The sequence below is a fragment of the Neoroseomonas eburnea genome, from assembly GCF_018129005.1.
GTDB classification, from domain to species: Bacteria; Pseudomonadota; Alphaproteobacteria; order Acetobacterales; family Acetobacteraceae; genus Neoroseomonas; species Neoroseomonas eburnea.
The window spans coordinates 22,271-35,849 of the sequence record NZ_JAAEDL010000017.1 but is presented as its reverse complement, the minus strand read 5'-3'; the positions used below and the strand labels follow the sequence as shown (position 1 = coordinate 35,849).

General features: G+C 71.0%; 13 protein-coding genes. 3 read left to right on the top strand and 10 right to left on the bottom strand.

The annotated features are described in order from the left end of the window. Positions 1–8: 8 nt before the first annotated feature. Positions 9–1,808 (bottom strand): acetolactate synthase 3 large subunit, encoded by a 1,800-nt coding sequence (locus GXW74_RS17060; RefSeq protein WP_211847738.1) that lies wholly within the window; start codon positions 1,806–1,808, stop codon positions 9–11. Between the two features lie 86 nt (positions 1,809–1,894). Next, positions 1,895–2,860: a tRNA (adenosine(37)-N6)-dimethylallyltransferase MiaA gene (gene miaA / locus GXW74_RS17055; RefSeq protein ID WP_211847737.1), complete on the bottom strand. Its 966-nt coding sequence runs from the start codon at positions 2,858–2,860 to the stop codon at positions 1,895–1,897. Between the two features lie 23 nt (positions 2,861–2,883). Between miaA and serB the strand changes: the two genes are divergently transcribed. Next, the gene (gene serB, locus GXW74_RS17050) at positions 2,884–3,777 is read left to right on the top strand and encodes a phosphoserine phosphatase SerB (protein ID WP_211847736.1); all 894 of its coding nucleotides are present in this window, start codon (positions 2,884–2,886) and stop codon (positions 3,775–3,777) included. A 159-nt stretch (positions 3,778–3,936) separates the two neighbouring features. Here the strand turns inward: serB and GXW74_RS17045 are convergent, their stop codons facing one another. The 5 genes from GXW74_RS17045 to hflK all read right to left on the bottom strand — a co-directional run bounded on the left by GXW74_RS17045 (position 3,937) and on the right by hflK (position 9,536). Then, a complete protein-coding gene (locus tag GXW74_RS17045; RefSeq protein WP_211847735.1) occupies positions 3,937–5,589 on the bottom strand; it encodes a DUF6311 domain-containing protein in 1,653 nt (550 codons plus the stop codon). Between the two features lie 148 nt (positions 5,590–5,737). Then, positions 5,738–7,252 (bottom strand): DegQ family serine endoprotease, encoded by a 1,515-nt coding sequence (locus GXW74_RS17040; RefSeq protein WP_211847734.1) that lies wholly within the window; start codon positions 7,250–7,252, stop codon positions 5,738–5,740. Positions 7,253–7,363: 111 nt separating this feature from the next. Further along, positions 7,364–7,558: a DUF2065 domain-containing protein gene (locus GXW74_RS17035; RefSeq protein ID WP_338148258.1), complete on the bottom strand. Its 195-nt coding sequence runs from the start codon at positions 7,556–7,558 to the stop codon at positions 7,364–7,366. Beyond that, positions 7,555–8,457, bottom strand: coding sequence for a protease modulator HflC (gene hflC / locus GXW74_RS17030; RefSeq protein ID WP_211847733.1), 903 nt, complete (start codon positions 8,455–8,457; stop codon positions 7,555–7,557). Before hflC ends, GXW74_RS17035 begins: the two co-directional genes overlap by 4 nt. Further along, complete coding sequence (gene hflK, locus GXW74_RS17025) at positions 8,454–9,536, bottom strand: FtsH protease activity modulator HflK (RefSeq protein WP_338148257.1); 1,083 nt, start codon at positions 9,534–9,536, stop codon at positions 8,454–8,456. Before hflK ends, hflC begins: the two co-directional genes overlap by 4 nt. A gap of 315 nt (positions 9,537–9,851) precedes the next feature. On the opposite strand from hflK, the gene GXW74_RS17020 reads away from it, so the two are divergent. Both GXW74_RS17020 and GXW74_RS17015 read left to right on the top strand, forming a co-directional pair. Beyond that, on the top strand, positions 9,852–10,958 hold the full coding sequence (locus GXW74_RS17020; protein WP_211847731.1) for an Mrp/NBP35 family ATP-binding protein: 1,107 nt from the start codon (positions 9,852–9,854) through the stop codon (positions 10,956–10,958). 61 nt (positions 10,959–11,019) lie between these two features. Beyond that, positions 11,020–11,727, top strand: a complete 708-nt coding sequence (locus GXW74_RS17015) for a DUF2270 domain-containing protein (protein ID WP_211847730.1) — start codon at positions 11,020–11,022, stop codon at positions 11,725–11,727. A 3-nt stretch (positions 11,728–11,730) separates the two neighbouring features. On the opposite strand, the gene GXW74_RS17010 is transcribed toward GXW74_RS17015, so the two are convergent. The 3 genes from GXW74_RS17010 to thyX all read right to left on the bottom strand — a co-directional run bounded on the left by GXW74_RS17010 (position 11,731) and on the right by thyX (position 13,467). Continuing rightward, positions 11,731–12,081 (bottom strand): DoxX family protein, encoded by a 351-nt coding sequence (locus GXW74_RS17010; protein ID WP_211847729.1) that lies wholly within the window; start codon positions 12,079–12,081, stop codon positions 11,731–11,733. A 177-nt stretch (positions 12,082–12,258) separates the two neighbouring features. Beyond that, positions 12,259–12,492 carry a hypothetical protein gene (locus GXW74_RS17005; protein ID WP_211847728.1) on the bottom strand — a complete coding sequence of 78 codons (234 nt, stop codon included), beginning with the start codon at positions 12,490–12,492 and terminating at the stop codon, positions 12,259–12,261. 33 nt (positions 12,493–12,525) lie between these two features. Beyond that, complete coding sequence (gene thyX, locus GXW74_RS17000) at positions 12,526–13,467, bottom strand: FAD-dependent thymidylate synthase (protein ID WP_211847727.1); 942 nt, start codon at positions 13,465–13,467, stop codon at positions 12,526–12,528. Positions 13,468–13,579 lie beyond the last annotated feature (112 nt).

Below are 13,579 nucleotides of genomic sequence, written 5' to 3'. Positions count from 1 at the left end.
CGCGCCCCTCAGACCAGGACCTTGCCTTCGTCGGTGACGCCCTTGACGCCACCTTCCTGCTCCTCGCCGAGGATCATCTCGTTGTGCGCGGCGCCGGAGGGGATCATCGGGAAGCAGTTCTCGTCCTTCGCGACGGCGATGTCGGCGATCACGGGGCCGGGATGGGCGATCATCTCGCGGATGCCGGCGTCTAGGTCATCGGCCTCGGTCACGCGGATGCCCTTGGCGTGGAAGCTCTCCGCGAGCTTCACGAAGTCGGGCAGCGCAGCGGAGTAGGATTCCGAATACCGCCCGCCATGCAGCAGCTCCTGCCACTGGCGGACCATGCCCATGTACTCGTTGTTCAGGATGAAGACCTTCACCGGCAGGCGGTACTGCGCGAGCGTCCCCATCTCCTGGATGTTCATCAGGATGGAAGCCTCGCCGGCGATGTCGATCACCAGCGCGTCCGGATGCGCGATCTGCACGCCCATCGCCGAAGGCAGGCCGTAGCCCATCGTGCCCAGGCCACCGCTCGTCATCCAGTGGTTCGGCTGCTGGAAGCCGAAATACTGGGCCGCCCACATCTGGTGCTGGCCGACCTCGGTGGTGATGAAGGTCTCGCGGCCGAGTTCCTTCGTGATCTCGTACAGCCGCTTCACCGCGTGCTGCGGCTTGATGATCCTGCCTTCCTGCCGGTAGCGCAGGCAGTCCTTGGCGCGCCATTCGTCGATCTGGCGCCACCAGGCGGTCAGCACGTGCTTGTCCTGCGGCGCTTCCTCCTTCTTCCAGCACTCGATCAGCGCGGCGAGCACGCGGCCCGCATCGCCGACGATCGCAACATCCACCGGCACGTTCTTGTTGATCGAGGACGGGTCGATGTCCGCGTGGATCTTCTTCGAGTCCGGCGAGAAGGCATTGAGCCGCCCCGTCACCCGGTCGTCGAAGCGCGCGCCGATGTTCAGCATGACGTCGCAGCCATGCATGGCGAGGTTCGCCTCGTAGGTCCCGTGCATCCCCAGCATGCCGAGGAACTGCCGGTCGTCGGCCGGGAAGGCGCCGAGGCCCATCAGCGTGTTCGTGCAGGGGAAGCCCGTCATGCGCACGAACTCGGTCAGCAGGCGGGACGCCTCCGGTCCCGCATTGATGACGCCGCCGCCGGCATAGACGATCGGACGCTTCGCCGCCTTCAGCAGGCGCACCGCCTTGCGGATCTGCTCGGCATCCGGCTCGGTCTGCGGGCGGTAGGAACGGTGCTCGGTGCTCGGCGGCTCCGTGTAGGGCGCCTTGTTGATCAGGATGTCCTTCGGCAGGTCGACCACGACCGGGCCGGGACGGCCGGACTTCGCCACGTAGAAGGCCTCATGCACCACGCGGGCGAGGTCGGCGGACTTCTTGACCAGGTAGTTGTGCTTGGTCGCCGGCCGCGTGATGCCGGTGGTGTCGGCTTCCTGGAAGGCGTCGTTGCCGATCAGGTGCGTCGGCACCTGGCCGGTCAGGCACACGATAGGAATGCTGTCCATCAGCGCATCCACCAGGCCCGTGACCGCATTGGTCGCACCGGGGCCGGAGGTCACCAGCACGCAGCCCACCTTGCCGGTGGAGCGCGCATAGCCCTCGGCCGCATGCACCGCGGCCTGCTCGTGGCGCACCAGGATGTGGCGGATGGCGTTCTGCTGGAAGATCGCGTCGTAGATCGGCAATACCGCGCCGCCGGGATAGCCGAAGATGACCTCGACGCCGTTGTCCTTCAGCGCGCGCAGGACGACCTCCGCGCCCGACATCGTCAGGGCGTCGGCGGTGCTGGCGGGCTTGGTGGCGGCGGACATCGGGGTTGTCTTTCCTTCAATGCGGCACCCCCGCGCGGAGGCTCCGGCGGGCGGGGCCGCTCCCTTAGACCCGCTGTTGCGGCGCGTCAACGCACCCCGTCAACAAATGTGAAGACTTCGGCGAACATTCTTTCCGATAATTGCGCAACACCCGTGATCCGCGCATGGATCGTATGCGTCAGGCTCGGATCGGCCAGGGGGTGATGGCGGAACCAGGTGGCCTGCCGCTTGGTGTACTGCCCGGTATTGAGGATCGCCCGCCGCGACGCCTCCTCCAGCGTCATCCGCCCGGCCAGGTGGGCCGCCAGTTCCGGCACGCCATGCGCCCGCATCGCCGGCAGGGCGGGGTCGAGGCCCTGGGCCGCCAGGGCGCGCACCTCATCGATTGCGCCGCCGGCCAGCATCGCCTGCCAGCGCGCGGCGATGGCGGCGCGCAGCGCCTCCCGCGGCGGGTCGAGCAGGATGGCCGCGAAGCGCCAGGGCGCCGGGCCGGTGCCGCCGCCCGCCTGCCAGGCGGAAAGTCCCCTTCCCGTCCCCCGCCAGACCTCCCAGGCGCGGGCGAGCCGCTGGCTGTCGGAAGGGCGCAGCCGCGCCGCGGTATCAGGGTCGGCTGCCGCGAGGCGGGCATGCAGCGCCGCCGGGCCTTCCTCGGCCAGCAGGCGCCGCGCCTCGGCCCGCGCCGCCTCCGGCACCGGCGGGACCTCGGACAGGCCCTGGGTCAGGGAGGAAAAATACATCCCCGTCCCGCCACACAGGATCGGCAGCCGGCCGGCCGCACGGGCCTCCTCCATCGCCGCCAGCGCCTCCCCCCGCCACCAGGCGACGCTTGCGGCCTCCGCCGCCGGGCGCACGCCGTAGAGGCGATGCGGCACGCGTGCCTCCTCCTCCTCCGTCGGGCGGGCGGTGATGACGCGCAGTTCGCGATAGACCTGCATGCTGTCGGCATTGATCACCGTGCCGCCGAGCCGTTCGGCGATGGCGAGCGCCAATGCCGACTTGCCGCTCGCGGTCGGCCCGGCCAGCAGCAGGGCTGGCGGTTGATCCGTGGTCATGGCAGGGGCATACCCCGGCGCGCATGGACCATGTTCTGACCCTGATCGCCCCCCGTGGCGGGCTTTCCGCCGCGATGCTCCACCGCGCGCGCGAGGCGCTGGCCGCCCTCGGCGCCGCCGCCGGCACGCCGGACTGGCTGGCGCCCGAGGAAGCGGCCGACCTGCCCTTCGCCGGCCTGTCGCCGGACCAGGCCGACGCCGCCGCGCGCGCCGCGCTGACCGGGGAAGCGGTGGACATCATCGCCCAGGACACGGCCGGCCGGCGCAAGCGCATGCTGATCGCCGACATGGACAGCACCATCGTCACCACCGAGACGCTGGACGAACTCGCCGGCCAGGCCGGGATCAAGGACCGCATCGCCGCCATTACCAAGCGCGCGATGAACGGCGAGCTCGACTTCGAGGGCGCGCTGCGCGAGCGCGTCGGCATGCTGAAGGGGCTGGAAGTCGCCGCGCTCGAACGCACCTGGGAAGAAACCGAGCTGATGCCCGGCGCGCGGGAACTGGTCGCGACCATGCGCGCCGCCGGCGCCCGCTGCGCGCTGGTCTCCGGCGGCTTCACCTACTTCACCGGCCGCGTCGCCGCGCTGGTCGGGTTCCACGAGCACCACTCGAACACGCTCCTCGAGGCGGAGGGCCGCCTGACCGGTCATGTCGCCGAACCCATCCTCGGGCGCAACGCCAAGCTGGCGACGCTGAAGCGGCTCGCCGCCGAGGACGGGCTCGCGCTGGCGGAAACGCTGGCGGTTGGCGACGGCGCCAACGACCTCGACATGATCAAGGCGGCCGGGCTCGGCGTGGCGTTCCGCGCCAAGCCGGTGGTCGCCGCGGCGGCGCGGGCGCGGGTGGATCATGGCGACCTGCGCGCGCTGCTCTTCGCACAGGGCTATCGCGCGGCGGAATTCGCCGGCAGCTGAGGAGGACCGATCGAGGGGGCTTTGCCCCCTCGAACTCCCCCAGCAGGGGACACGGTCCCCTGCACCCGCGAGTACTTGCGTCTTGGTTTCCAAAGGCCTTTCGGCCTTTGGCGGGGAGAGCTTGAGAGGGGCGGCGCCCCTCTCAATCCGCCGCCCGCATCAATCACCCGTCCGGTGCCATCCCGGCACCAGCACCCAACGGCCGTCGAACCGCTCCAGCAAGTCGCGCGCCGGATCCATGCCGGCACGGGCGCGGGCGAGCGCGGCCTCGTCGCCCAGCACGTAGAAGGTGCGCGGCTCGTGCTCGCCACGTTCCAGGCGGCGCGCGACGGCGGCATTCAACGCCTCCACCGCGCGCGGATCGAGCCGCGCCAGATAGACCGCATCCGTCTGCAGCCCGAGCGTCGCGGCATAGACCGCCACCTCCTCCCAGTTCGTCGCCTGCATGCCGGTCGGTACGACACGCACGAAGGTGTAGCGCCGCGCCGCTTCCAGCCAGAAGGGATCGGACAGGCGCAGCGGCACGGTCGGCGGCTGCGGCGCGAAATAGTGGTGCAGCCGCGCAAGGCCCGGACGGAGATCGGCCGCCTGCAGCATCAGCGCGGCGAACAGCAGCAGCCCCGCGCGCCGGCCGCCGAGCCCGCGCACCAGCGCCACCGCCGCGCCGAACAGCGCCGCATAGAGCACCGGCCAGAAGAAGCGCTCCGAGGCGCGCAGCGCATCGGCCTTCGCGACCAGCCAGTCCGGCAGGGGGATCAGTTCGAACTCCCGCCCGCCGATCGCCACGCGATGCGTCACGGCGAGGAGCAGCAGCCCCGCCAGCACCAGCAGCAGCGCCCAGTGCCGGCGCAGCCTTCCCCGCGGGCCGAGCAGCCACGCCAGCGCGCCCAGCGCCAGCACCGCCAGCACGCCGAGGCCAGGGTAGGAATTCCCGGCCTCCAGATGGTCTGCGGTCTCGAAATCGGGCAGCAGCCCGCCCCAGTAGCCACCATCGAAGGGCCCCAGCAGGTCGAGCTGCATCCGGCCGTAGCCGCCCCAGGTGCCGCCGAAGCCGCCGCCGAGCAGAAAGAACCCGCCCGCCCAGAGACCCAGCACGCCCGATGCCGGCACCGCCACTGCCTCGACCGCGATGCGCACGCCGCCCCGCCGTTCCGCATCCGACGCCCGGGCCAGCCAGTCCGCGGCCCAAAGCGCGCCCACCATCGGCAGCAGATAGGCCTGGATGAGGGAGGCTGCGCCCAGCAGCGCTGCCCAGGCCACCGCCCGCCGCCCGCCCTGCCCCGGCACCATGCAGAGCCATAGCCCCATCAGCAGCAGGAACTGGCCACCGAGGGCGAAGTGCCCGCCGAGCCGCCCCAGCAGCAGCGGCTGCAGCACGAACAGCCCGGCCACCGAAAGCCGCGCCAGCGGCTCCCTCGTGGCCAGACCCATCAGCCGCCAGGCGAGCAAAGCCTGCAAGGCACCGCAGGCATAGATCCACAGGCCCCAATACTGGTTCACCTCGACGAGCGGCCGCAGCGCCTTGAAGAGGAAGGCCAGCAGCGGGATCGAGTCCGAGTAGAAGATCGAGGAGGCCAGCTCCATCCCGAGGCCCGGATTCGCCCCGGGCGGCCAGCGCCAGGCGTCGCGCGCGAAGGCGGTCCAGCCGAGCCAGTACTGCACCGGGTCCGGCCCGATGCGGCCCGAGAGCATCCAGCCCGTGTCACCAGGCGGCAGGATGAAGCCGCCGAAGGCGGAATAGATGACGAAGAGGCCAAGGGCGGCAGCGGCCGCGCCGCCGATCAGGTCGGGGAGGCGAGTCTCCGGGGGCATGGCGGTGCGGAAAAGAAGGTCGGGGGGAAGAGAACTTCCCCCCGCACCCCCCAACCTTCTTTGGCACCTGGGGACTGACAGCCGAAGTGAGTTCCCAAGGGACAAAGAAGGGAGGGGGATCGGGGGAGGTTCCCCTCCCCCGACCTTCTCAGCCCGGCGCCCCGCGTTCCCCGCGCAGCCGCAGCGGCACGAAGCGCTGCCCGCCCGAGCCTTCCACCGCGAACAGCGCCACCCCGCGGTTCTGCTGCCGCAGCCGCGCGATGCGTTCCTGCACCTCGGCGGGCGTGCCCACCCTTTCCTGCTGCACCTCGACGATCACGTCGCCCGGGCGCAGTTCGCGTTCAGCCGCGGGGCTGTTGGGCGCGACCTCCACGATCACCACGCCGCGCTGTTCGGCGCGCAGGTTGAAGCGCTGCCGCAGCTCGTCGGTGATGGCCATGACGCGCAGGCCGAGGCCCGCGAGTTCCACCGGCTGCGCCGGCTGGGCGGGCGCGGGCGCGGCGCCGGCCTGCGCCTGTTCGGTCGGCAGCTCGCCTAGGGTGACGGTGACCGTCTCCTCCTTGCCGTCGCGCCAGATCACGACGGGCACCTCGACGCCCACCATGTTGTCAGCGACGATGCGCGGCAGGTTGCGCATCTCCCGCACATCCACGCCGTTGAAGCGCAGGATGACGTCGCCGGCGCGGATGCCGGCCTTGGCCGCCGGCCCGTCTTCCTGCGCGCGCGCCACCAGCGCGCCGCGGGCACCGCCCGGCAGGCGCAGGGCCTCGGCGATCTCGTCCGTCACCTGCTGGATGTTCACGCCGAGCCAGCCGCGGCGGACGCGCCCGCCGTCGCGCAGCTGCGCGACGATGCGCTGCGCCAGGTTCGACGGGATGGCGAAGCCGATGCCGATCGACCCGCCGGAGGGCGAGTAGATGGCCGTGTTGATGCCGATCACCTGGCCCGCCAGGTTGAACAGCGGCCCGCCGGAATTGCCGCGGTTGATCGCGGCGTCCGTCTGGATGAAGTCGTCGTACAGCCCCTGGCGGATATCACGCCCGCGGGCCGAGACGATGCCCGCCGTCACCGAGCCGCCAAGGCCGAAGGGGTTGCCGATGGCGACCACCCAGTCGCCCACCTGCGCCTCGTCCGAATTGCCGAAGCTGACCGCGGTCAGCGGCCTGTCGGTGCGGATGCGCAGCACCGCGATGTCGGTGCGCGGGTCGGTGCCGAGCAGCTCCGCGCGGATCGAGGTGTTGTCGGAGAGGATGACGTTGATCTCGTCGGCGCCGTCGATGACGTGGTTGTTGGTGACGACGATGCCTTCCTGCGCATCGATGACGAAGCCGGACCCCAGCGACTGGCCGCGCCGCTGCGGCCGCTGCGGCGCCTGCGGGCCCTCGCCCTGGCCGGGCGGGCGGTTGCGGTTGAAGAAGTCGCGGAAGAACTCCTCGAAGGGGCTGCCCGGCGGGGCTTGCGGCACCTCGGGGGCATCCGGGCGGCCGGGGCGCGCCTGCACCGCCTGGCTGGTCGAGATGTTGACCACGGCGGGCAGCAATTGCCGCGCCAGCGGCGCGAAGGTCTCCGGCGCGCGCTGCGCCAGCGCCACGGGAGCGAGGGCGGGAACCGCAAGAAGGGCGGCGAGGACAAGAACGGCGAAGCGCACGGTGGGGCACCTCATGGGAAGATACGATGTCAGGGTCGTCGGGACAGCATGTGGGAGCCCGGACCTGGGACGGAAGCCGCCATCATGCAATGAAACGCCGCACGGGGGCAGTCTTCCCTGGATGCGTTACATTCCCTTGAGCAGCCAGGCCAGCGCAACACCGATCGCCGCCGCCACCAGCCCGCCGACGCGCAGGCGATGCTCCGGCGCCTCGGCCAGCCGGGCGAGGGCCCGGCGCATGGCCCCGGGCGCCAGGGCGTAGGCGATCCCCTCCAGGGCGAGGACGACCGCCACGCCCTGGAGAAGGTCCGTCAGGGTCACTGCGGGGTCGCAGCGCCCGGCAGCGGCGCCAGCGGCCGTCCGCCGCTCTCCCGGAAGAAGCGGAAGAACTCGGAATCGGGGGTCATCACCATGCGGGTGTTCCCCTCCGAGAAGGCCTCGCGATAGGCCTGCATGGACCGCCAGAACTGGAAGAAGTCGAGATCGCGCTGGAAGGCCTCCGCGACGATGCGGATCGCCTCCTGCTCACCCTGGCCGCGCAGCACGTCGGACTGGGCCTGCGCCTCGGCGAGCAGCACGGTGCGCTCGCGCTCGGCGCCGGCACGCACGCGCTGCGCCACCTCCGCACCTTCCGCGCGGGCTTCCCGGGCGACGCGCTCGCGCTCGGACTGCATGCGGGAGAGGATGGCCTGGGTGTTCTCCTCCGGCAGGTCGGCGCGGCGGATGCGGACATCCACCACCTCGATGCCGAACTGCCGCGCCTCGGCGTTCACCTGGCCTCGGATCTCGCCCATGATCCGCGGGCGGTCGGTGGAGAGCACCGAAAGCAGCGGCTCATTGCCCAGCACGCGCCGCAGCGAGGAGGAGACGATCGAGTTCAGCCGCGCGCGGATTCCGCCCTCGGTCGCGCCGACCGTCTGGTAGAACACCAACGGATCGGTGATGCGGTAGCGGGTGAAGCTGTCCACGATCAGCCGGCGCTGGTCGCCGAGGATGACTTCCTCACCCGGGGCGTCGAAGTCGAGCAGCCGGCGGTCGAAGGTGATGACCGACTGGATGAACGGGATCTTCGCATGCAGGCCCGGCTTGTCGATGACGCGGATCGGCTCGCCGAACTGCGTGATCAGCACCTGCTGGGTCTGGTGGACGGTGAAGAGCGTCGAGGCCGTCGTCACGATGATGACGGCGAGGACGGCGAGCAGCGCGAAGGTGCGGTTCATCGCGGCATCCCCTGGCTGCGGCCCTGCACGCCCGGGCCCTGCGGCAGGGCGGGCAGCGGCGCGGGCCGGTTGGTCGGAAGGCCGCCCTGCGCCGGGCGCGGCACCGCCGCCCCTTCGCCGAGCGGCAGGAAGGGCACGATTCCCTGCAGCCGGTCATCGACGATGATCATCGGGTTGCGCCGCAGGATCTCCTCCATCGTCTCGAGGTAGAGGCGCCGCACGGTCACGTCCTGTGCGGACTGGTAGGCGGTGAGCACGCTGGTGAAACGTGCCGCCTCGCCGCGGGCGCGGGCGATCTGGCTCTCGCGCGCACCCTGCGCTTCCTGCACCAGGCGCTCGGCCTCGCCGCGGGCACGGGGGATGATGTCGTTGCGGAAGGATTCCGCCTCGTTGCGGGCGCGCTCGCGGTCGGCATTGGCGCGCTGCACGTCGCGGAAGGCATCGATGACCTGGCTGGGCGGATCGACCTTCTGCAGCTGCACCTGCACGATCTCGATGCCCGCGCCGTACTGGTCCATGATCGCCTGGGTGCCGCGGCGCACTTCCTGTTCGATCTGCGCGCGGGCTTCCGTCAGGGCGGGCTGGATCGGCGTGCGGCCGATCACTTCCCGCATCACCGATTCGGCGGCGGACTTCACCGTGCTTTCCGGGTTGCGGGTGTTGAACAGGAATTCGCCCGCGTCACGGATGCGCCAGAAGACGGCGACGTCGATGTCGATGATGTTCTCGTCGCCCGTCAGCATCAGCGATTCGGCGAGCACATCGCGCGCCGGCTGGATGCGGCCGGTGATCACCGGCGCCTCCTGCGCGCCGACGAAGCCGATATCGACGCGATTGATGCGCGTCACGCGCGGCGTCGTCACGGTCTCGACCGGCCAGGGAATGTGATAGTTGAGGCCGGGGAAGGCGACACGGTCGAAGGCGCCGAAGCGCATCACCACGCCCTGTTCGTCGGGCTGCACGCGGAAGAATCCCGAAGCGGCCCAGACCGCCACCAGCACGATGCCCAGCAGCGCGACGCCCTTGCCCCCGCCGCGCGGCAGGAAGCGGCGCACCGCGTCCTGCGCCTGGCGGATCATGTCGTCGAGGTCGGGGCCTCGCCCGCCGCCCGGCCCGACCGGGCCGCCGCCGCCGGGCGGGGGCGGCGAGCCCCACGGCCCACCCGGCCGCGGGTTCCCCCAGGGACTTTGTCCGCCGCTGTTGTTCCAGGGCATTCGACGCTGGGCCTCCGTATTCCAACCAGTGGTGACGACTTGCCCGGCGCCTGCCATTGAGGGGTGCAGGAAGGGCGACGCCCGACCATATGGGCGCCGGCCGGGCGCCGGGGACGCCTCATCGAAGGACACCCTCGCCGGCCGGGCCGATATTGTCCAGGAATGAGGGCATTTCAAGCGATGGCTGAGACTCTGGCGGAAGCGGTGACCGCCGCGCTGAGGGCCGTGATGGACCCGGCGACGGGTCGGGATGTGGTGTCGGCCGGCATGGTCCAGGGCCTCGCAGCGCGCGACGGGATGGTGCAGTTCTCGTTGCAGGTTCCGCGCGAACGCGCCGCGGAGCTCGAGCCGTTGCGGCTCGCGGCGCAGAGGGCCGCCGCCGCCGTGCCGGGCGTGCTGAACGCGACCGTGGTCCTGACCGCGCACCGGGAGGCCGCGCCGCAGCCCGCGACGCCGCGCCAGGCCGCGCGCGCCCCCTCCGGCCAGGGACCGATGCTGTTGCCGGAGGTCGGCGCCATCGTCGCCGTCGCCTCGGGCAAGGGCGGGGTCGGCAAGTCCACCACCGCGGTGAACCTCGCCGTCGCGCTCGCCGCGCAGGGGCTGAAGGTCGGGCTGCTGGATGCCGACATCTACGGGCCGTCCCTGCCGCAGATGCTCGGCACGCGGGAGAAGCCCCGTGCGACCGGGCAGCGCATCACGCCGCTGTCGCGCTGGGGGCTGAAGGCGATGTCGATCGGCTTCCTGGTCGATGAGGAGACGCCGATGATCTGGCGCGGCCCGATGGTGATGGGCGCGCTCGAGCAGATGATGGGCCAGGTCGAGTGGGGCACGCTCGACATCATGATCGTGGACATGCCGCCGGGCACGGGCGATGCGCAGCTCACCATGTCGCAGCGCGTGCCGCTGGCCGGTGCGGTGATCGTTTCCACACCGCAGGACGTCGCGCTGCTCGATGCCCGCCGCGGCGTGCGGATGTTCGAGAAGGTGAACGTGCCCGTGCTCGGGCTGGTCGAGAACATGTCCTACTACTGCTGTCCGAACTGCGGCCATCGCGCCGATCTGTTCGGCCATGGCGGCGCGCGGCGGGAGGCGGAGCGGCTCGGCGTCGAGTTCCTCGGCGAACTGCCCCTGAAGCTCGCGATCCGCGAGCTGTCGGATGCCGGCACGCCGATCGTCACCGCGCGGCCGGAGACCGAGGAGGCCGAGACCTACCGCCGCATCGCCGCCCGCGTGTGGGAGAAGGCGCGGGCGAAGGCGGCGGGGGGACCGGCGATCGTCATGGAGTGACCCCCGGCCCGCGCGGCCGGCCGGGAGCGACCGCACCGCAGTGCCGCGGGAGGGAACGGCCATGGGCAACGGGCAGAAGTGGCACGAATCGTTCGGGTTCGGCGCGGCGGAGATCGGCGCGCTGTCCCACCTCTATCGCGGCGAGGTCTATCGCAGCACGGTCTGGCGTTCCCGCCTGGACGCGACGACCAACTGGGCGGTGGTGACCACCGGCCTCGCGCTGTCGCTCACCTTCAGCAGTGCGGCAGCCTCTCCCCTGCCGCTGGTGCTGGTCGGCCTGCTGGTCACGGTGTTCCTGCACATCGAGGCGCGGCGCTACCGCTTCTTCGATTTCTGGCGGGTGCGCGCGCATATCCTGGAAACGCAGTTCTTCGGGCCCATCCTGCTCGGCCGTGGCGTGCAGACCGAGAACCACTGGAACGAGGTGCTCTACGAGGACTACCGGCGGCCACGGCTGCACATCAGCTACTGGGATGCGCTCGGGCGCAGGCTGCGCAAGAACTACGGCTGGATCTTCGCCATGCAGGTCGCGGCCTATGCCGGCAAGCTCGTGATCCATCCCGAGCCGTTGGCAAGCTTCGCAGAATTGTGGGAGCGGGCAGCGGTCGGGCCGATCCCGGGCCAGGCCATGCTGGCCGCCGGGCTCTGCTTCCATGGCGGCTGGGTGGCCGTCGCGTTCCTCACCCTGCGTGCGCGGCGCGGCCGCGGGCAAACACGCAGCCTGCCGAGGCACGACCGCGTGCTGGACCTCGCCCGCGAAACGGCATGACGGTCACGCCGTGCGCGCGAAGGCGGCGCAGAGCAGCCCGAGGCGTACCAGGGCAGCGAATGCGTCCTGGCGATGCGCGCAGAGGACGACGACGCCCATCACCGAGGTAAAGATCGCTTCCTTGAACAGCTTGCCGCCGTCGCCATAGGGGTCGATGCCGATCAGCCCGATGGTGTGGAAGAAGATCGCGCCGCTCATCAGCCCGATCGTCAGCAGCGCACCCCAGACACGGGTCAGCGGGATCAGCACCAGGACCGAGGCGACGATTTCGAGACTCGCGACGGTCAGGCGGAAGGGCTTCTCGTAGGCCGGGATGCCGAACCAGTCGGCGAGCGGCTGGAAGATGTAGTCCACCGAGCCGGGATGCCCGGTCAGCTTGTACTGCTGGTACCAGTTGAACTCGTAGGCGATCCGGATCGCGGCGGGCCAGGCGAGCAGGCGCAGGATGCGGTCGGTGCGGGTCGTAGCCGCTCTCCTCGGACGGTGCGCGAGGGGGTCGCCGCCGCGCCGCCGATCGCTACGCGCGCAGCCTCAGCGCTTCAGCGTCATGCGCCCGACGACGAAGCCGAAGGCGAAGGTGCCGAGCAGGATGGCACCCACGTCGCCCAGCAGCGCATGCGCGAGCGGCAGCCCGACCAGCAGCGCCAGGGTGAAGCCGCCGATGAAGATCCAGCGCCGCGCCGCAGGCCCGAGCGAGGCCCAGCGGCCGGCGGACTTCTTCGTCCGCGGCCGCGCCGTCGCGCGTCCCTTGGCCGTGCCGCTCACGGATGCCGCCCTGCCCGCCACGCCTGGCCTCCCTCAGGCGGCATCGCGGCCGAGGGTTTCCATCAGCTCGCGCCATTCGCGCTTCGACAGGCCGGAGCCCTCCTGCGTGACGACCTCGCCGGCCAGCATGCGCTTCACGATGCCCATCATCTGCGCCGACAGCGTGACGGCGCCGAGCCGGTAGTCGCGGAAGGCGTCATAGGCCATCGGCACCCAGGCCCGCACGGTGTCCAGCATCGCCTCGGCATAGACGCGGATCTCGTACTGGGCATGGGTGTCGGCGCGCAGGGAGAGGAAGTGCAGCAGATTGTGCAGATCCGTCTTCCAGTACCATTGCGTATAGGCGTTGAGGGTGAGGTTCATCCGCGCCAGCTCGCGCGCCAGGCCCTGCCGGCCCGGGTCGCGCGGCTTGCCGTCGTCGTCCTCGTTCAGCATCTCGAGGTAGTGGTCGTAGTTGCGCGTCGCGTCCTCGCGCAGCAGGTCGAGCACGCGCGCGGCTTCCTCGCCCTGCAGGATGTCGCCGCGGCCCTGGCGGTTCACCACGGACTGCGCCGCCAGGTGGTCGGGGGCGGGGATGTAGAACTCGCGGTCGAGGATCGAGTAGCGCGCCGAATACTCGTTCACGTTCGCCGTGCGGTGGCGGATCCATTGCCGCGCCACGAAGATCGGCAGCTTCACGTGGTACTTGATCTCGCACATCTCGAAGGGCGTCGAGTGGCGGTGCCGCATCAGGTAGCGGATCAGGCCGCGATCCTCGTTGGCGGCCCGGGTGCCGCGGCCGTAGGAGACGCGCGCCGCCTGCACGATCGCCGCATCGTCGCCCATGTAGTCCACCACGCGCACGAAGCCGTGGTCGAGCACGGGGATCGCCTGGAAGAGCATCGCCTCCAGCGACGCCACGGTGGGGCGGCGCGTGCTGCCCTCGGCGGCGCGCGCGGCGTCGATCTCCTGCTGCTGTTCGGCCGTCAGCGCCATGCCGGTCCCCTCTGCGACTCCGGACGCCGAGCGTCACGGACCATGGCTATAGCAGGCCGGCGGAGGCGGACCGAGAGGGGCCTCGCCCCTCTCGGGCTCTCCCCACCAAAGG